The organism is Paracoccus aerodenitrificans (assembly GCF_027913215.1).
Classification (GTDB): Bacteria; Pseudomonadota; Alphaproteobacteria; order Rhodobacterales; family Rhodobacteraceae; genus Paracoccus; species Paracoccus aerodenitrificans.
In genome coordinates, this window is sequence record NZ_CP115782.1 from 1 (window position 1) to 18441 (window position 18441).

Genomic DNA, 18441 nt, shown 5'->3' on the forward strand with positions numbered 1-18441 from the left:
GAGAAACCCGACAAACTCTTAGGAATCGGGCGAGGACAGATTAGTTTTGGGGCGGTTATCCATTAGTTTTGGGGCGGTTATCGCTTAGGAATCGGGCGGTTTGGGCGCCACCTGAATCGAGACACAAAACCTTGCCTCTGGCACGGCTTTACTCTTAGCTTTGAGCGAATCGCCAGCTAACGGAAAGCCATTGTCGGAATCGAACCGCCCCAAAACTAATAATACGCGGACGCTCGATGTCGCTCCGAACCTGGGCGAGATGGTGAAGCCTGCCGAGCTGATCGAGGTGAAGGGCGCGTCCAGGCTGACGCTGGCAGACCGGCGCTTGTTCAATGTGCTGTTGCGCCATGCCTTTGGGCCAGACCTGGCATCAGAGGGTAGGCGCTTTGAAATCGCGGTTGCTGACCTGAGAGAAACGCACGAAAGCAATGATCGGCTTGTGCAGTCGATTGAAGCCCTCATGACGACCGTGGTGACGATCCAGCGCCCGGACGGATCAACCGACCGCGTGCAGCTCCTGGGCTGGAACAACCTGTCAGACCCCAAGCGGAAACGCGGCAACCTGAAATACTCGATCCCGCCCGAGCTGGCGTTGCTGCTCAAGGATTCTACCGTCTTTGCCAAGCTGGAGCTGGAAGTGTTGCGGGCCTTCACCTCGAAGTATGCCCTGGCCCTCTATGAAGCTGTGGCGCGGCGTGTGCGGCTCAAGCATGTGTTCACGGAACGGTTCGCCCTGGATGACTTTCGGGAACTCTTAGGCGTAGAGCCTGGGAAGCTGGAAACCTTTGGCAATCTGAACCAATACGCGATCAAGCCCGCCCTTCTGGAGGTGAACGCCCTGTCTGACTTCACCGTGACCGTGATGCCCGAGAAAACCGGGCGGCGCGTCACCGGCGTTCTGATCGGCTGGGGGGCGAAGGACATTGAAGGCCGGAAAGCCGCCTATGCCGAGCTGCAACGCCCCCGCGTAGGCCGCAAGGCGCGGATCACCGGGACCGTTGAGGAAATGTTGCCACCAGAGGTGATCGAGTAGCTATGGAAGCATTGGCATGGGCAATCACACGCCGTTCTATCGCATGGAGCTGACCGCAGATGACCTGGTGATCTTCCGCCCGCGTTCGCCGCAGAGCGAACTCCTGCCCGAAATCACGCTTCCGGGGTGGGCCGAGGAAAAGGCGAGGAGCATCGCCAGGGAAAAGGGCCGGGACTACTACGCCCTGCGCGCAGACTGGCTGGCCTTCGCAAAGGCGGAAACCGCCAAGGGCAATCCGCCAAACAACACAGGCGCGGCCTTCGTCGCTTATTGCGGGAAACAGGACAGCCTGCGCTAGCGGCTAGCACCGTCGACGAGCAGCTGTTACCAAGGGCCGCATCGGACAAGCAGAAGGACATTTCATGCGCTTTGTATCAATTATTGCGATATCTGTGGCATTCGCTCCGGCAGCGTCGGCGGACGTCTCGTTTTCGCTCGATTTCGGTTCCGAAGACATGACGATGGGCACGCTGGAATACGAATGCGGCGAGGAACAACCGTTCGACGTGCATTATCTCACTTCAGAAACCGACGTTCTGGCGCTGGTGCCGGTGGATGGAATTCATCGTATATTCGTCAACGTGGTCTCCGCCTCAGGCGCCCGTTACGTGTCTGGACAGTACGAATGGTGGACAAAGGGTGAGAATGCCACGCTAACCGATATGATCGAGGATGAGTCTCTGCTGGATTGCACATCAAACAGCCAGTGAAACGAGATAACGACGCGCGACGGGGATGTCCCATAGGTCGGTCGTGAGGGTTCTTTTGGTGAGTTTGCCCCAGCCTGCGCTAGCTAGCGGCTACCCGAACAACCGCCCCCAGAACCCCTTGCGCGGCGCAGCTGGCGCTTGTGGTCGCAGATCGACCAGGAGCGCATGGAGCTGGTCTTCCTTACGCTCCGCCCGCTCGGCCCGATCTCTCAAATCTTCGATGCGCTGTTCGAGAAAATCGCGTTCGCGCTGATCGGCCTGAACCTGGGCGCGAAGTTTCTCAACTTCGGCCTGCAACACACTGGTTTCAGGGGTGTCTCAGGTGTTTCACTAGGGGTTGCAATTCGCTTCACGGCACCGTTTCTGTGCCCGTTAGCATCTTTCCACCGTTCCAGCTCGGCCGCGTCTATGCTGTAGGAACCGTCATCCAGACGTTTTGCGCTGAGCCTCCCCTTCTTTATGGCCCTCGAAAGCGTTGGTTTCCTGAAACCGGCCGCTTTCGCCGCTTCTCCTAGGCCCGCATTCCCCAAGTAACGTACCGATTTCCGCGCCATGATTGCCGGTAACGTGTTATATTTCAGCGCGTTAACTGGGCGGAAGGCGGCGGATTGTGGATCACCTGAAGGGTGCAGGCGAAACGGGCGATGCCCGGCTTGGTTTTGATCGCCGGGTGCGGCTGGAGTTTTATGGCTCGAAGATCAGTTCCGACGGTGGTCTGTTGCTGTTCCGAGAACTCGATGAGGTGCTCGGCCTGCATGAACTGGCGGATAGCGTGCTGCGCGATACCCGCACCGGTCACAACCGTCTGCATTCTCTGGTAGGTCTGTTGCGTCAGTCTGTTTTCGGTCGGCTGGCCGGATACGAAGACGTGAATGACGCTGACCGATTGGCGTCTGATCCGGTGATGCGGCAGGTCGTTGGCGGACGGGCTGTCGATGCCAATGCCGCCTCCGCCAGCCAGATGGGGCGGTTCGAGACCGAGGTGCTGGCGACAGCCGACAATCGCGCAGCGTTGGCTGATTTGTCCGGACACTGGATCGACCGGGCTCATGCGGCAACCGCACCCAAGTGGATCACGCTCGACATGGACAGTTCTGTCAGCCCGACCCACGGCGCGCAGGAGGGCACCGCCTGGAACGGTCATTTCGGCTGCATGTGCTATCACCCGCTGTTTGTGTTCAACCAGTTCGGCCATCTGGAACGCTGTGTGCTGCGCCCCGGCAATGTGCATAGCGCCGACGGGTGGGAAGAGGTTCTCTAGCCGGTCATAGCGCGATATGCCGACCGTCACCTGATGCGGTTCTTCCGGGCCGATGCCGCCTTCGCCATCCCGGACCTCTATAAGACGCTGGAGGCTGAGGGCTATTTCTACGCCATCCGACTGCGTGCCAATCGTATTCTTCAGGGCAAGGTTGCTCATCTGCTCAAGCGCCCGGTGGGCCGACCACCCAACCATGTGCGGCGCATCTACGGTGATTTCGAGTATCAGGCGGCGTCCTGGGACAAGCCGCGCCGGGTCATAGCCAAGGTCGAGTGGCATCCGGGCGAGTTGTTCCCCCGCGTCGGTTTCGTCGTCACCAACCTGCCCATGGACCCTGACCGGATCATCCATTTCTATAATCAGCGTGGCACCGCCGAGCGGCACATCAAGGAAGGCAAGCAGGCGATCAACTGGACGCGCCTGTCCTGCAAGGGCATGGCGCAGAACGAGGTGCGGCTACAGCTTCATGCATTGGCGTACAATCTCGGCATCTTCCTACAGGGCGCTGATCTGCCGGAGGAGATGGTCGACTGGTCTTTGACCAGCCTGCAAACCCGGCTGATTAAAATCGGCGCGCGGGTCGTCCGCCATGCCCGCGCCATCACGTTCCAGCTTGCCGAGGTTGCCGTCAGCGGCGCTCTGTTCAGTCGTATCCTCGCGGCCATCCAGCGGCTGCGTGCGCCACCGGTCCCAATATGACGGTGTCAGCGGCAAATCCGGTTGGAAAGTGGCTCGACTGGTCTGTCCAAACGGAGGGCGATCAAACCAAAACCCAGATCAACCCCGCCGCCGAGACCAGAATTCACGCTGAGTTCGCACGTCAGAAGCCAGAACCATGGCACAGCGGGCTCAAAAAGCTTGATCGGCGCGCAAAGCGCCGCCAGAGTGACAAAGACCGCGTTCTACGTGGGGAATGTCGGCTAAAACTATCCTTTTCGATATGTGGCGCGACTCAGCGTAATTCCATAAACGATATCTTGACGGGAAGCGGCAATGCGGCCCCGCAGTTCGCTAGGGGTTTTAACAAGTGCCAGATCAAGTGATCACCGTATCGGACACGATTGACAATGTGCCGGTCACGACGACAACCACGGTTCCGGATTACGCAACCGACACTGTCACCTTCAGCCATGACGTCAGCCTGGGTGCCCAGGACACGGACGAGATCAACATCGCCCTGGCCATTGACCGGTCAGGGTCGACCGGCAGGTCCTCGGGCAGCGATGTCGACGGTGACGGCGATATCGACACCTATCTGGAAGCGCAGCAAATCGCCGCCAAGGCGCTGTTCGATAAATATGTCCAGCTTGGCTACGATCCGTCGCGTGTGACCATTACCCTGGTCGATTACGCGACAAACGGTCAGGTCGTCGGCGTCTATAACCTTGATGACCAGGACGCCTTCAACGCGGCCGTGGACGCGCTGACGCCGACATCGTCGACCAACTTTGCCGATCCGCTTCAGGACATACACGATTCGTGGACCGCGCAGGGCGTTGACCCCTCGGCGAACAACACCGTCGTGTTCCTGTCGGATGGGCGCGCGAACACCGGTGGTCAGTTCACCGACGAGGCTCAGGACCTGATCGACGACTTCGGCGCGAATATCTCGGCCGTTGGCGTGGGCCGGAACAGCGAACTGAGCCAGCTGAACCAGATGGACAATACCGGCGGAGCGGTCAAGGTCACCGATGTCACCCAGCTGATCAACGAAATCAACTCTCCGCCGCCGATCGTGGATGTGGACGGGGTCGACGTGACCTTCACATATCCGGACCCGAACGATCCCAACAACACGATCACGATCACGAAAACCTATCAGGTCGGCGACCCGGAACTGATCCCGACCGCCACTGGCTATCGGATCAACAGCGAGGTTGTCGATCTGATCCCCGATCCGCCCATCGGCTCGAATATCGAGATCGAGGTCACGACCAGGTTCAACAACGGCCAGGATTCGATCAGCTCTGGCATCATCATCGTTCCCGCCCATATCTGCTTTGCCGCGACCGCGATGATCATGACCGTCAACGGCGAGGTCCGCGCGGGCGAGCTGAAGATCGGCGATCTGGTGATGACGCGCGATCACGGGCTGCAGCCGCTGCGTTGGGTTGGCAAGCGCATGGTGACGGCGGCACAGTTGCAAAGCATGCCGCGCATCCGCCCGATCCGTATCCGGGCCGGCGCGCTTGGCGCCCATAATCCGCAGCGCGATCTGATCGTGTCACCCCAGCATCGTGTGCTGGTGTCATCGGCCATCGCGCAACGCATGTTCGGCGAAACCGAGGTTCTGGTTGCGGCCAAGAACCTGCTGCCACTGAACGGGGTCGAGATCGCCGAAGACCTGGAACAGGTCGAATACGTGCATTTCGCCTTTGACGGGCACCAGTTGGTCTTTTCGGACGGCGCGCTCAGCGAAAGCCTTTATGCCGGTCCGCAGGTTCTGCACATGCTTCTGCCCGAACAGCGCGAGGAACTGCTGGCGATCTTCCCCGAGTGGGCCGAGGCCGGTTTCGAACCAAGCGCCATCCGCACAATCCCCAAAGGTTCCCGCCAGCGGAGCCTGATCAGGCGTCATGCCCGCAATCAGGCGGACCTCGTGTCGGAAACCACCCTGCACTAAGCGGATCACCGACTAACGCCAAGCAGGCCCCGCACCGGAAGATCCCGGCTAGGGTGTAACTCATGGGTGTAACTGCTCGCTCTCAAGGGGTTTCAATTCGCCTCAGCGCCGTTTTCCGCCGTTAGAATATTCCGAACCGTGGTCGCGTGCCACTTTCCGCCCCGTGCGGTTTTGATCCCGCGTGCATTCAGTTCCGCCGCGATCTGACGAAGGGATGCGCCCCCTGCCCTGATCTGCTCGATCACCGGCAAGACGTTCTCTGCATGGGCCAGCGCCCGCGCTTTGTTCACCGCCGCGCCCGTGCGCGCCGCCTGACGCTGCTCAGAAGCCCGCGCAGGGATAGACCAGCCCAACTTGACCCCACGCGCCTTCGCCGCCGCCAGCGCCGCCTTGGTGCGCTCTGAGATTGCGCGGCCCTCTTGTTCCGCGACTGCGGCCATGATGTGCAGCACAAAACGGTTTGCCTCTGGCATATCCGCCGCCGTGACTTCGACCCCGCTTTCCAGAAGATTCGCAATGAAGGCGACATTGCGGGCGAGACGGTCCAGCTTGGCAATGAGCAACACGGCCCCTGCCCGTTTCGCCTCTGCCAGCGCCCGCGCCATCTCCGGGCGATCTGACCGCTTACCGCTTTCGACTTCGACAAACTCTGCCACGACCTCGCCCCGGCCTAGGACGTGCGCCGCCACCGCCGCGCGTTGCGCTTCCAGCCCCAAACCGCTCTGGCCCTGGCGTTCTGTTGATACGCGAAGATAGGTGACGAATTTCATGGCACGGCCCTTTCGATCCTAGTGGAAACCTTAGGGTGTATAAAAACCCTACGTCCGTTTTGTTCTTATACATATGTATGCATTTACGTAAATACGCTAATATGCGTGTATGACATTATGCGTTTGCGGTTTCGTGCATTTGCAGTAGCTTCGCCCAAAAAGACGGGAGAGGCGTAATGTTCTTCACGCAAGCAGGACGTGTCGTTGCATGGCTGGCAATCATATTTGGCGTCTTGAGGATTGCCCTTGCGCTGTTCGTCCCTCAATCGGGCGACCCTAGCCTTGTGCTTCGTTACCTTGGTAGCGGCACCACGGGCCAAGCGATAGACCAAGGTCTTTACGTTCTAATCTTCGGAATAGTTGTTGGTGTTCTGACAGACATCAGCCGGTCAGTTGCCAACACCACCAGCACCCAATCATGAAAACGATACTGATAGCCGCTCAGAAAGGCGGAGCCGGGAAAACCACCTTGGCCCGCAACCTGTCCGTTGCCGCCTCTCTAGACGGCAGGCGGGTGCTTTGCCTCGACCTGGACCCGCAAGGCTCACTCAGAGGGTGGTGGGAAAGCCGTGAAGCTGAAACCCCGGCAATGCTGGACCGCGACCCTGCCCCTAACGCGCTACGCGCCACACTGGACGCGGCCAAAGCACATTTCGACCTCTGTATAATCGACACGCCACCGGCGGCCCCGGAATGGCTATCTGAGACGCTTGGCGCAGCTGACCTGGTATTAATCCCGGTTCGGCCTTCCCCTGACGATCTGCGGGCGGTAGGCGCCACCATAGCCGCCGTGAATGCTGCGAAGGTGCCTTTCGCCTTCGCCCTGTCCCAGACGCCGCGTGCGCGGATCACTGAGGAAGCGGCTCGCGTCCTGGCACAACACGGCAGAGTTGCCCCAGTGAATATCGCGCAGCGTGTCGCCTATGCTGAGACAGGCGCGACCGGCCAAGGGGTATCTGAGACAACGGACGCCAAGGCGGGGGCAGAGATTGCCGCCTTATGGGATTACGTGAAAGGGATTCTGGATGGCTAAGAAACCCGTGGCACTCGATGGCCTGTTGAACACCGAAAGCCGCCCGACCGATACAGGGATACCGCAACGCGGGGCAGGGCGGGGCGCATCTCAAGAAAAGAAACAGGCGAAGCGGCAAGGTGAGAAGCGGCTGACGCTGGCACTCGATGGCGAGACCTACAAGCGCTTGCGGATTCATGCCGCCAAAACCGACCAGACACACCAGGCCATTCTGGAAGCCGCGCTTGCGGAATACCTTAAACGCGCAAATGCGTAATTACGTAAATATGCGAGCATGCTTCTATGAACCTTTTCAACCGCAAAACCCTTGCGCGCCACATCAAACCCGATTCCCTTCCCGAGGATCACCTAGCCGCCCTCGAAGCCTGGGCAGAGCTGATCCGCGATGGCCGCATCTACTCGTTGAAGGAAGTCGCGCTGCATGGGCAATTCACCTCGAAGATAGTTGAAGGTGTTCTTGGCTATCACGGCCCAGCCGGGGGCGCGGAATACACGGTTGCGACCGAACAGACGATTCTTCGCGGAAGCGTTGATCTGGCCCTTGGCCGCTTTGGTGGAAAGAAGCCTGAAATCTTGGCCCCGTTCGAGCTGAAGGGGGCCGACACGCGCGATCTCGATGCAATCATGCCTGGGCGCAACAAAAGCCCCGTTCAACAGGCGTGGGAATACGCCATGAACGCACGCGGCGTGAAATGGGTTCTGGTGTCCAACTACATCGAGCTGCGCCTCTACGGGTTTGGCGAAGGCACCGCCGCCTATGAAGCCTTCAGGCTCGACCAGCTCACCGCCCCCGACGAATACGCCCGCTTCATGCTGCTGTTGTCGGCAGACAATCTGCTGTCGGGCCGCACGCTCGATCTGCTCAAGGAAAGCCGCCGCGAAGACAAGGATATTACCGACAAGCTCTATCGGGACTACAAGGCGCTGCGCCTTCAACTCCTTGGCGCGGTTCAAAAAGCCGACAGCACGATTGAAGCCCTAGACGCAATCGGGCTGGCTCAGAAAATCCTCGACCGTGTGCTCTTCATTGCCTTTGCCGAAGATACCGGTCTTTTTCCCAACAACACGCTTGCTGCCGCCTTCACCGCCCGCGACCCTTATAACCCGCGCCCGGTGTGGAAGAATTTCAAGGGTCTGTTCCGGGCAATCGATCTGGGCAGCGAGGAACTCAAAATCCCCCGCTACAATGGCGGTCTGTTCCGCGCTGATAAGGCGATCAACGGCCTCGATCTGCCCGACGCAATCTGCGAGGGCTTCAAGACACTGGGCGAATACGACTTCGCCTCTGAGGTATCCGTCACTGTCCTGGGCCATATCTTCGAGCAATCCATTGCGGACGTGGAGCGCCTGCAAGCCATTGCGCGGGGCGAGGAAGAAGAACCAGAAAAGACCAGCGGCACCAGTGGGCGGCGCAAGCGTGATGGTGTTGTCTATACGCCTGATTACATTGCCCGCTTCATTGTGGCCGAAACCTTAGGCGCACATCTGAAGGAAGCCTTTGAAACGATCCTGCGCGATCATGCGAAGAAGGGTGCTGACCTCGGCGATTACGCGGCAATCCCCTGGCGCAGAAAATCGGCCGAGCTGGAAGCCTGGCGGGCCTACCGCGACCGCATCAAGACGCTGCGCATTGTCGATCCCGCCTGCGGCTCTGGCGTGTTCCTTATCATGGCGTTCGACTTCCTCAAAGCCGAGCTGTCCCGCGTGAACGAGAAGGTTGCCGAGCTGGAAGGGAAGGCGGGCCACATTGACGACCTGCTCGACCCCGATAGCGAAATCCTGTCGAACAACCTCTTCGGCGTCGATGTGAACGCGGAAAGCGTCGAGATCACCAAACTGTCGCTGTGGATCAAGACCGCGCGGCGCGGGAAGGTGCTGGACAGCCTGTCAGGCAGTATCCGTGTCGGTGACAGCCTGATCGAAGACAGCAACTTCGCCTATCTCGATCACGCCTTCACCTGGGAAACGGCTTTTCCCGGCGTCTTTGCCGAAGGCGGGTTCGACGTGGTTCTGGGCAACCCGCCCTATGTGCGCATGGAATTTCTGAAGGCGCTGAAACCCTATCTGGAAAGCCGCTATGAAGTCGTGTCCGACCGGGCAGACCTCTACTTGTAACGACCTGCAAACATAATCATCTCGGCTTGCAATCATCGCGATTTTGGGCCCGGATTACTTGCGTTTATCCGGGGCGGTGAACCCGCATTATTTGCGAATGAGCCCGGATTATTTGCAACCGGCCTGCAATCATCGGGCCAAACCCGGATTACGTGCGAACGAGTTAATGCAGCATGGAACGGCGCCCGCAGCACTGTTTGAACTTCTTGCCGGACCCGCAGGGGCAAGGCTCGTTCCGGCCGGTCTTGCCGCCTGACCGGATGAATGTCCCGGATGGCGGCGTGTAAAGATTGCGCTGTTTCAAAAAATACCGGTGCATGCGCATGACGCCTGCGGCGGCGCCAACCAGCAGATCCTGCCGTTGACCCTCGGTGACAGGATCATCGAAGGGGCGCATTTCCGGGTCTTCATGATGTTCATAGGCGAGTGCCCATATCGGCACCATGGCACCGCCTTCAGCTTCATCCTCCATGATCTGGAACCAGATATCGCGCCGCAGCTCGGTTCCGCGCAGGAACCCCTGCGCCCAGTCGTTGGCCTGGTATCTGCCATTCTCATCTTCCAGCACGAGAGGCAGGTATACCTCCTCGGAATCGAGCTGGTGGTTCACATGGTTCCAGTGCCGGTTGACCAGTTCGACAAACAGTTCGGCCTCCGCCATGTCCTCAAAGACCAGATCGCCGTCTTCCGTCGCGCCGTTTTGTAGGACGGGCATGTATTCGCTTGGCATGACCAGATCCGGACAACAAGCCAGCGCCGCGAAGAAGCCGTCGAGCGCTTCGACATTCGGGATTGCGCCGCCGCGCACCCGGCCAAGGAATTCTCCCAGCCTGCGTTCTTCGCTGTCGGAAAGTTCGGTATTGCGTTTCATATCGGCAGCCCCGCTTTTCGCATGAGGGTTGAGAGTTCGTCGGTTCTGTCTGTATCCAGCTGGCCCTTGAGGAAGCGGCGGATTTCGGGAAGGCGGGTGTCGGTCAGATCGGCCAGCGCCTTGGGGCTGTAGCCGATCCGGGCCAGCCGGGCGTCAAGATCGTCAAAGCCGACCGAAATGGTTTCCTCTACGATCTCGCGCGTGACCTGATCCGCGCCCATCCGGTAGGCATCGGCAAAGGCCCGGTTCAGGTGTTCGGCAAACTGCAAGGGCGTGGAAAGACGCTCCGCAAGATACTGCTGCGCCGCATCCTCAAAGACGTCCAGCGGCTCAACCCCTTCGGCCAGGCATTGTCCGAGAAGCCAGGACACGAATTCACGGCGTTCGTCGCCGATGCTGCTGAATTCGAACTTCACCGTCCGGTGGCCGACTTCCTCCATCGTGGCGCGGCGCAGGTCATTTCTGAGCCGCGGGTGGCCAACCAGCACCACGGACAGGGTGCCGCCCCCGGCGCCGATGACTTCCCGCAGCCGTTTCAAGCCGTTAAGCGTATTGCCGTGCAGGTCATGGGCTTCGTCGATGAAGAGGGCAATCGGCTTTTTGGCCTTGCGCACGGCCTCTTGAAGCAGCCGCTCCCGGCGCTCGGGCTGGGTTGGAACTTTCATGTCCGGATCGCCGCTAATGTCGAGAAAGAGCGCCGTGATCAGGGCCGGCAGCACCACGCGCGGCTTGTCCACCGAGAGGCTGCGCGCCACGATGATTTTCTTGTCGGCCGTGATCTGTTCCTGAAGACGGTTGATCATCACTGTCTTGCCGACCCCCACAGGGCCGGAAATGGCGATCAGATGCCCGGCCATAATGGCGGCCATCACGTCCTCCCGGAACTGGGTCAGGCGTTCGGTCTCGAAATACCCCGCCTGGTTCCACGGCCGCTCGATGCGGAAATGTTTCATGACCTGTCTGCTGAGCATGAGACCCGCCCCCTTCCTGTCATTGTTCGCGCCGGAAGCGCTGCTTGATTGCCGCCTCGATCTCGGCCTTGTTGAGCGTCCGGCCAACCAGATCGCCGATGAAGGCACGGTCCTCCTGCGAGAGTTCAGCAAGCGGCCGGTCCAGCAGATAGGAAATGGCCCGCCGTGCGCTCAGCGCATTCTCATAGGAAATCTGCCCCCAAGGGTCCGGATCGCTGAAGCGGACCTTGGGCAGCGGCACAATCTCGGCCGGGGCCGCGTCCAAACCTGACCCGCCAAGAGCGGCACGCGGCAAGCTGATCTGCTCGGCCAGTTTGGCTACCGCCTCGGCGCGCTTTTCACGGGGCGAAGATTTGCGCTTGCGATACCGGTGCAGGGGGATTGGCCCGCCCTCGGGCCGATAGGGGCCGTAGCGCTTGTCCTGCCATTCCACGAACAGCTCATGATCGAAAAGGCCCCACCACAGCAGTACCTCCTCGCCTGCGAGATCGCCATCAACCTCGTAGAAGGCCCCGTCGATGGAAACGCGCGCATCCGCTGCGACCTTCCGGCGCTCGGGCTCCCGGGCAAAGGCGCAGAAGCGTTCCCAGGAACACATCTCGCGAATACCGGTTTCTGGCAGATTGGCCACCCAATCCTCGATCCGGCTGTGCGGTTCCCGGCGATGGGGTTTGTCATTATATTTGTTGATGAAATTCCTCAGCCAGAGATTGGCCTCCGCCTCGGTTTCCGGTTCGTGGAAATGATAGAGCGTCTCATGGGCCTCCTTCACCGTCCGGAAAGGTCTTTCTACCTTGCCCTTCGACCGGGCGGTAACCCGCGCCCCGTCGGAGCCGGCGGGCATATGCGTCTTCCATTCCACCCCAAGCCGCTCCATCACCGTCTGAAACACCAAGCTCTTGGCGACGGGGCCATTGTCGAGATAGATCATCCCGGGAATGCCTTGGAACTCCGTATCCTCCTTGGGCGACATTGCATTGAACAGGAACCGCAGCGCGCTTTCCGCATCCTCGCCGTAGACGCAGCGGTACTCCTGATAGGATGTGCCGGAGCGGTCATCCACCACGCTGTAAAGCATCATCGTTGGCTGTCCCCGCTTGGGGTCCAGCCAAGCCGGCTGCGCAATATGCTTCAGATCCGAGGGGCTGATGTCAAATTGCCAGCATGCGTTGGAATGGCGGGCTTCAAAGCGGGCTGCCGGCGCCGCGCGGGTCATGCGGGGCTGGTCGTATCCCCAATCTTTCAGCCACCGGTTCACGGTCGATCGTTTCAACAGGCCTTTCGGGGGCTGCACATGGCCCTCCGGCGTCTGGACACCATGCTCTTCCAGGAGCTCGATGGCCCGGGTGGTCGAAAGATGCCGCCCTTTCCTGTTGCTCGTGCGCATCTTCAAGGCGGCGATGATCTCGCAATAGCGCGCCAGATCACGTTCCTGGATGCCACGCGGTTTCCCGCGGTCCGACCGCCGCAAGCCCTTCGGCTGATGCAGGGACTTCAGGGCGCGGTAGACCGTGGACGGGCTGACGCCAAAAAGGCCCGCGATCCGGCCAACCTCCTCCCGCCGCGCCGCTGACCGGGGCGGCAACCCGGCCAGCCGGGTTCTCAGCGCCAGCAGCGTCTCGGCCGGAATGCGGATGCCCCTATTTGCCATCGGCAAACTCAGCGACATAGGCATAGAGCGTGGCCCGTGAGATCCCCATCAGGCTGCAAATCTCCGGCACCGTGTGTTTGCGGGAGCGGTAGAGGTCCACCGCATGGGCTCGTTTCTTGCGGTCCAGCGCTTTCTTGCGGCCGCCCTTGCGGCCGCGCGCCCGCGCTGCAGTCAATCCAGCCAGGGTGCGCTCCCGGATCAGGTTGCGCTCAAACTCGGCAAGAGCGCCGAACATGTGGAAGATCAGCTGGCCGCCGCTCGACGTGGTGTCGATGGATTCCTGAAGGCTCTTCAGCCCGACGCCCATCTCCTTCAGCTCTTCGGCCCGGGCGATCAGATCCTTCAGGGACCGCCCCAACCGGTCCAGCCGCCAAACAACCAGCGTGTCACCCTCGCGCAGTTGTTCCAGGGCGCTGGTCAGGCCAGGCCTTGCTGTCTTGGCTCCGCTCGCTTTGTCCTCGAAAATCCGCTCGCATCCTGCCGATCTCAGCGCGTCATGCTGCAAGGCAAGGCTCTGATCCCCGGTCGAAATACGTGCGTAGCCAATGAGCATGAAAAACCGTCTGACAACCTGATCCGCTCACAGGAACTCATACGTTGATTTCCAGACGCGGTAAACAGACAAAATTGAGCCGTAAAATCAATCGGGAGAATTCGGCTACAGCTGCCGTCCAGCAAACGGGCGTTTGTTGAACGGCCCGTTCGCACGTAATCCGGGTTCGGCCCGATGATTGCAGGCTGGTTGCAAACAATTCGGGCTCATTCGCAAATAATGCGGGTTCGGCACCCAGGATAGACGCAAATAATCCGGGCCAAAAATCACGATGTTTGCAAGCCGAACTCAGGATGATTGCAGGCCGTTACATCTACTGCTACTTCTACGAACGGGGCCTGCGCCTGCTGAAACCGGGCGGGCGCTTGGGTTACATTTCCTCGAACACCTTCTTCAAAACCGGATCGGGTAAGCCTCTGCGGCAATACCTTCTACGGGAGGCGACGATTGAGGGCGTTGTCGATTTTGGCGATCTGCAAGTGTTCGAAGGCGTGACGACCTACCCGGCGATCCTGATCTTGAAGCGCGGGGCCGCGCCGAAAGATCATGAGCTGCGGTTCTGGAAGGTGGATGCGCTACCGGACACGAACTTCCTGGCAAGCTGGGAAGCCGCACAAGGCCCTTACCCGCAATCGGCCCTTGGGGCCGGATCATGGGAGCTGGAAAACCCCGCATTGCGGGCGCTGCGCGAGAAAATCAGGGCAGGGCGCAAGACACTGAAAGAGGTGTATGGATCGCCACTCTACGGTATCAAGACCGGCCTGAACGCGGCCTTTGTGATCGACACGCCGACCAAGGACCGGCTTTGCGCTCAGGACCCGCGCTCTGCCGGGCTGTTGAAGCCGTTCCTGGAAGGCAAAGATCTGCAACGCTGGTGGGCGGAACCGCGCGGGCTTTGGCTGATCTACATTCCCAAAAACCGGATCGACATAGAGGATTATCCGGCCATCCGCGATTGGCTGTTGCCGTTCAGGGAACAGCTTGAAAAGCGGGCGACCAAGCAAGAATGGTTCGAGCTGCAACAGGCGCAGGAAGCCTATGCGCCGCACTTTGAAGGGCCAAAGTTGATCTGGCCGCATTTCTCTCAAGGGCGTAAGTTTTTGGCCGACATCGCAAGCTACTACGCGAACAACAAGTGCTTCTTTGTCCCGGTTGGCGACATGGCTCTATTGGCACTGCTCAATTCTAAGCTGCAATGGCTCGTCTTGCAGGGCCTCTGCCGCGCCATGCGTGGAGGCGAATGGCGGCTGGAACTTGAGTCACAGTATGTCGAAAAACTTCCTATTCCGGCCTGGAACGATGGCGCACAGATCGATTTGGCGGCTGCAAGTGAACAGGCCAGTAAAGCTGCACAAGAACGCCTGAAGCTGCAAACCGCCCTGACACGCCGCATTCCCGACCTCTGCCCGACAGAGCGCGAGCCAAAGCTCACCAACAAGCTCAAGGAATGGTGGACCCTGCCAGATTTCGCCGCCTTCCGGGCCGAAGTGAAGAAGGTGTTCAAGGCTGACATTCCGCTGTCTGAGCGGTCCGATTGGGAAGATTGGATCACCCGCGACCGCGCCGAAATCGCCCACCTTACTGCCGAGATTGCCCAGGCCGAAGCCAAGATCGACGGTATTGTCTATGAGCTGTTCGACCTGACACCGGATGAAATCGCCCTTCTGGAAGCCTCAATCTGATCCGCCAAGCTGTTGCCTCGCTCTCAGAGAAAGAACGTGATGTATCAACAATTGACACGTGTATCAATTATTGATACGTTTCTGGCATGATCCAAAGTACCAAGGGAAAGCTGATCCAGGACGTTCTGGCGAACAAGGCCAGCAAAGGCTTTCCCGCCGGTATCATGAAGGTTGCACGCCGCAAGCTGACCATGATCGACGCGGCGAGCAAGCTTGAGGATTTGCGGATGCCGCCTGCCAACAGGCTTGAGGCGCTTCAAGGCGACCGCAAAGAGCAATACTCGATCCGGGTGAACGACCAATGGCGCTTTTGTTTCGTCTGGACCGAAAGCGGCCCTGCTGATGTTGAATTTACGGACTACCACTGAAAGGAGCAGCTCATGGGACTGATGACCAACCCCTGCCACCCCGGCGAGATCCTCAAGCATGAATTTCTTGAGCCGCTCGGGGTTTCGGCGATTGGCCTGGCAAAAGCGATTGGCGTGCCACGCACGCGGGTTGAGCGACTGGTTAAGGAACAAACGGGGGTAACCCCTGACACGGCCCTGCGCCTGTCGAAAGCTCTTGGGACGACCCCTGAATTTTGGATCAATATGCAGGCGAATTTTGACATGGCCTCTGCCCGTAAGAGCGTCGATGTGTCAGGCATTGAGCCGCTCATAGCGGCCTGACCTTTCCTTGATAACGGAAACGCCCCAAGCCGTCCCGACCCCATTTATCGGGGCGGATTGGGGCGTTTTGATGCACCGAACAATGCGCCTTTGAAGCGGTCAATCCGGTGCGGTTTCCATCTTCACACCCAAAACTGACCACGCCCTGTGAAAACAAGGGTTTATCGTGCTGACTAGGGTGTGAACATAGAGCCCCTATTTCCTGCCATCTTCATTCACACATTGGACCTGTGCGGCCCTCATACAGGGGCCTGAAGGCAGACCTACGCGAATCTTGTCTTACAACTCACACTTCCTGCCAACGCCAACGCCCACACATAGAAAGACGCGGGCAAACCAGCTTGTCTAGATCAGCCTATTTTAGAAACGACCGGACAGGCGGTTCAGGTGATCCATGATCCCGACCAGGGCGTGATCTGACAGGGCGTCGTGTTCCCGGCAAAGCCACTCATAGGTGCGCCAGTGCATTCCCTTGGGTTTGCCCCAGTCACCACCCTCTAGGATGCCACCGGGCCAGCCCATCTTGTCGCGGATGCGATCTGCCCGCCGTGCAGCTCGATCTCCCGGCTTTTCCCGTTGAGAGGGATAGGCCAACTGGTAGCAATGACGGCAGGCGAAGATTGCCCCGGCGTAGAGGATGGCGACCCGGCGACTGCAGCCCCGAGCTGGGCAAAGGAACCAATGCCGCTCGCCGCCCATGTGGCAGGGCGTGGTGTCGAGATAGACGGGATAGCGTTCAGGTTGCCATTCCCCGCCGCGACCCCGGTGGCGATAGTCCAAGATTACGCGCCCCGGCTCTGACTGGATGTTGATCGAGCCTGTCACCTCGCCACCGCGCGACCAGGTGATGCGGCGACTGATCCCGGATTCCAGAAGCCCCTCACGTTTAAGCCAACGAATATCAATCGAACGGTAGTCGTCCGTTGTGTCTGCCCCGAACTGCCAGTGTCGCCCGCTACCAATCCCGCCCATGCTTTGCCTCAGATTTTGCCGAAATCATTTGGAAACTTGCCCGGTATCGGTTCCAGGCTGCTTTTGCTGTGAAAGGATGATTTTCGTGAATGCCCCTGAGAGGCGCAGAGAGCGCCGCTGAGCGCCCTTCTCGTTTTTGGTATCCCCTGACCATACCTCAGCCCCTCATGCCGCTTAAATCGCCGCTCTGGCGGGCTTTCATGGCCTGTTTGAGCGGACGGGCAATGTCGAACCGTTTCTTGAGTGCTATCGTGCCCCTGATCTGACCTTGCGGCGCGTCGTATCTGCCAGACCTTTCGCGGCCACCGAATGCCTGGCCCCTGACCAGCTTGCGGGTGTTCGGGACCAGTTTGCCGCGAAACATGCGTTCAGACGGTTCGCCCTTCCCGAGATAGGCTGCGAGGTAGAAGCCGGATCGTTCCGGGTGCGTGTCTTTCGCCAAGTGCCATGATCCCCAGACGCTACATGCGAACTCGCCTTCTGTCTGACCCTGCGCCTTGGTGCGGGGCGTGTGGTCTAAGGGTTCGCCTAGAAGATCGGAAAGGTAGGACGTGACGGCCTTCCGTTTCCCGTGTGGAAGATGAAAGGCGAGGTGCCAGTGCTCGCCCAGCTCCGACGTCGTTTCGCGGACCCAAAGATACAGGAATCCACCGCGACACCGCACCCCAACCCATTTTCTCAGCAACTCGACCAGGTAGGCAATCCGCTCGACGGCAGACTGTGCAAAGAGGGGATTAGCATTGTCGTGGTGGTAGAGCGATGACCAGCGAACAGTGAGAAGCGTGTTGATCGGAAAACCGAGAATGGCCGCGCATTTGGCTGCCTCGATGAATTTGGCCTGAGACCCGACCGGCAAGCCATCCGTGTGTTTTTCTGGTGGCTGGATCGTCTTGGCGACCTCGCTGACTACCGCGCCCAACGGACGGGCTGCCCCTTGCCCGTTTCTGTTCGCCCCTGTGTCACTGTGTGGGCACCGGTGGGAACCATACGGTATAGGTAACGCGCGAGCTATATATATAGGCTGCTTCCGTAACTCGGGCGTTTCAGCCGTTCCGTTAGAACCTGATGCGGTAAATTGCGTGTCCAGTTTCTCAGCCTCAATGCGCCCGCCGTTCCTCCCATTTCGACCGGGCAAGATGTTGTTAGTGGATGGTGCTGCCTCTTGTTTCGTTCTCAGCAAGCCATGCCTCAGCCGCTTCCTTCCGGATGCGTTGAATGCCGCCGATGGTGACAATGGCGGGTGTTGCGCCCTGGCGCTTGAGTTTGTGCCAGGTGGATCGGCTACTACCTACGGCCTGACAGAAGTCAGCCACGGTGAGGAGGGGTGAAATGTCCATATCTTGCGGTCCATGTGTGAGCAGATACGAGCCATTGTAGTGTTTTGGCAGCTACAGCTCAAGGAACAAAGACCGAACATGACGAAAATTATGCAATTACGTAAATCCGCATTTGTGCTTTGATTGTTCTTCTTCTTTTTCTTCTAGAATCTTCTTACTTCGGGGATCGTAATGCTCTGATCTGAAAA

At 59.4% G+C, this 18441-nt stretch carries 20 protein-coding genes and 1 pseudogene; 13 read left to right on the forward strand and 8 right to left on the reverse strand.

Features of this window, described 5'->3' with window-relative positions:
* Window positions 1–259: 259 nt before the first annotated feature.
* The 6 genes and pseudogenes from PAE61_RS01060 (at window position 260) to PAE61_RS01085 (ending at window position 5627) form a co-directional block, all read left to right on the forward strand.
* Window positions 260–1033, forward strand: a complete 774-nt coding sequence (locus PAE61_RS01060) for a replication initiation protein (RefSeq protein WP_271112158.1) — start codon at window positions 260–262, stop codon at window positions 1031–1033.
* Window positions 1034–1049: 16 nt separating this feature from the next.
* Entirely contained in the window at window positions 1050–1331 is a 282-nt protein-coding gene (locus PAE61_RS01065; protein ID WP_271112159.1) for a hypothetical protein, read from the forward strand.
* Between the two features lie 64 nt (window positions 1332–1395).
* Window positions 1396–1743 (forward strand): MliC family protein, encoded by a 348-nt coding sequence (locus PAE61_RS01070; protein WP_271112160.1) that lies wholly within the window; start codon window positions 1396–1398, stop codon window positions 1741–1743.
* Between the two features lie 138 nt (window positions 1744–1881).
* A complete protein-coding gene (locus tag PAE61_RS01075) occupies window positions 1882–2160 on the forward strand; it encodes a hypothetical protein (RefSeq protein ID WP_271112161.1) in 279 nt (92 codons plus the stop codon).
* Between the two features lie 193 nt (window positions 2161–2353).
* Window positions 2354–3703 (forward strand): annotated as a pseudogene (locus PAE61_RS01080) (IS1380 family transposase).
* Window positions 3704–4031: 328 nt separating this feature from the next.
* Window positions 4032–5627, forward strand: coding sequence for a Hint domain-containing protein (locus PAE61_RS01085; protein ID WP_271112162.1), 1596 nt, complete (start codon window positions 4032–4034; stop codon window positions 5625–5627).
* A gap of 92 nt (window positions 5628–5719) precedes the next feature.
* Here the strand turns inward: PAE61_RS01085 and PAE61_RS01090 are convergent, their stop codons facing one another.
* The gene (locus PAE61_RS01090; RefSeq protein ID WP_271112163.1) at window positions 5720–6397 is read right to left on the reverse strand and encodes a recombinase family protein; all 678 of its coding nucleotides are present in this window, start codon (window positions 6395–6397) and stop codon (window positions 5720–5722) included.
* Between the two features lie 176 nt (window positions 6398–6573).
* Here PAE61_RS01090 and PAE61_RS01095 point away from each other — a divergent pair, with 176 nt between their 5' ends.
* Genes PAE61_RS01095 through PAE61_RS01110 form a run of 4 tightly spaced genes read left to right on the forward strand, consistent with a single transcriptional unit; the run spans window position 6574 to window position 9545 of the window.
* On the forward strand, window positions 6574–6819 hold the full coding sequence (locus PAE61_RS01095; protein WP_271112164.1) for a hypothetical protein: 246 nt from the start codon (window positions 6574–6576) through the stop codon (window positions 6817–6819).
* Window positions 6816–7430, forward strand: a complete 615-nt coding sequence (locus tag PAE61_RS01100) for an AAA family ATPase (protein ID WP_271112165.1) — start codon at window positions 6816–6818, stop codon at window positions 7428–7430. The genes PAE61_RS01095 and PAE61_RS01100 overlap by 4 nt, the downstream gene beginning before the upstream one ends.
* Complete coding sequence (locus PAE61_RS01105; protein WP_271112166.1) at window positions 7423–7686, forward strand: ribbon-helix-helix protein, CopG family; 264 nt, start codon at window positions 7423–7425, stop codon at window positions 7684–7686. The genes PAE61_RS01100 and PAE61_RS01105 overlap by 8 nt, the downstream gene beginning before the upstream one ends.
* A 26-nt stretch (window positions 7687–7712) precedes the next feature.
* The gene (locus tag PAE61_RS01110; RefSeq protein WP_271112167.1) at window positions 7713–9545 is read left to right on the forward strand and encodes an Eco57I restriction-modification methylase domain-containing protein; all 1833 of its coding nucleotides are present in this window, start codon (window positions 7713–7715) and stop codon (window positions 9543–9545) included.
* 163 nt (window positions 9546–9708) lie between these two features.
* On the opposite strand, the gene PAE61_RS01115 is transcribed toward PAE61_RS01110, so the two are convergent.
* The 4 genes from PAE61_RS01115 to PAE61_RS01130 are packed head-to-tail and all read right to left on the reverse strand — an operon-like array spanning window position 9709 to window position 13591.
* The gene (locus PAE61_RS01115) at window positions 9709–10416 is read right to left on the reverse strand and encodes a UPF0149 family protein (protein ID WP_054540558.1); all 708 of its coding nucleotides are present in this window, start codon (window positions 10414–10416) and stop codon (window positions 9709–9711) included.
* On the reverse strand, window positions 10413–11369 hold the full coding sequence (locus PAE61_RS01120) for an ExeA family protein (RefSeq protein WP_271112151.1): 957 nt from the start codon (window positions 11367–11369) through the stop codon (window positions 10413–10415). The genes PAE61_RS01115 and PAE61_RS01120 overlap by 4 nt, the downstream gene beginning before the upstream one ends.
* A 37-nt stretch (window positions 11370–11406) precedes the next feature.
* Complete coding sequence (locus tag PAE61_RS01125; protein ID WP_271112168.1) at window positions 11407–13017, reverse strand: IS481 family transposase; 1611 nt, start codon at window positions 13015–13017, stop codon at window positions 11407–11409.
* Window positions 13018–13027: 10 nt separating this feature from the next.
* Window positions 13028–13591 (reverse strand): recombinase family protein, encoded by a 564-nt coding sequence (locus PAE61_RS01130; protein WP_054540556.1) that lies wholly within the window; start codon window positions 13589–13591, stop codon window positions 13028–13030.
* 293 nt (window positions 13592–13884) lie between these two features.
* Here PAE61_RS01130 and PAE61_RS01135 point away from each other — a divergent pair, with 293 nt between their 5' ends.
* The 3 genes from PAE61_RS01135 (at window position 13885) to PAE61_RS01145 (ending at window position 15944) form a co-directional block, all read left to right on the forward strand.
* Window positions 13885–15273 (forward strand): DUF8810 domain-containing protein, encoded by a 1389-nt coding sequence (locus tag PAE61_RS01135; protein ID WP_271112152.1) that lies wholly within the window; start codon window positions 13885–13887, stop codon window positions 15271–15273.
* A gap of 86 nt (window positions 15274–15359) precedes the next feature.
* Entirely contained in the window at window positions 15360–15641 is a 282-nt protein-coding gene (locus tag PAE61_RS01140) for a type II toxin-antitoxin system RelE/ParE family toxin (RefSeq protein WP_271112153.1), read from the forward strand.
* A gap of 12 nt (window positions 15642–15653) precedes the next feature.
* Window positions 15654–15944, forward strand: coding sequence for a HigA family addiction module antitoxin (locus PAE61_RS01145; RefSeq protein WP_271112154.1), 291 nt, complete (start codon window positions 15654–15656; stop codon window positions 15942–15944).
* Window positions 15945–16304: 360 nt separating this feature from the next.
* Here the strand turns inward: PAE61_RS01145 and PAE61_RS01150 are convergent, their stop codons facing one another.
* The 3 genes from PAE61_RS01150 to PAE61_RS01160 form a co-directional block, all read right to left on the reverse strand.
* Window positions 16305–16916: a hypothetical protein gene (locus tag PAE61_RS01150; RefSeq protein ID WP_271112155.1), complete on the reverse strand. Its 612-nt coding sequence runs from the start codon at window positions 16914–16916 to the stop codon at window positions 16305–16307.
* Window positions 16917–17073: 157 nt separating this feature from the next.
* Window positions 17074–17835: a hypothetical protein gene (locus PAE61_RS01155; protein ID WP_271112156.1), complete on the reverse strand. Its 762-nt coding sequence runs from the start codon at window positions 17833–17835 to the stop codon at window positions 17074–17076.
* Between the two features lie 223 nt (window positions 17836–18058).
* Window positions 18059–18253 (reverse strand): helix-turn-helix domain-containing protein, encoded by a 195-nt coding sequence (locus PAE61_RS01160; RefSeq protein ID WP_271112157.1) that lies wholly within the window; start codon window positions 18251–18253, stop codon window positions 18059–18061.
* Window positions 18254–18441: the final 188 nt, after the last annotated feature.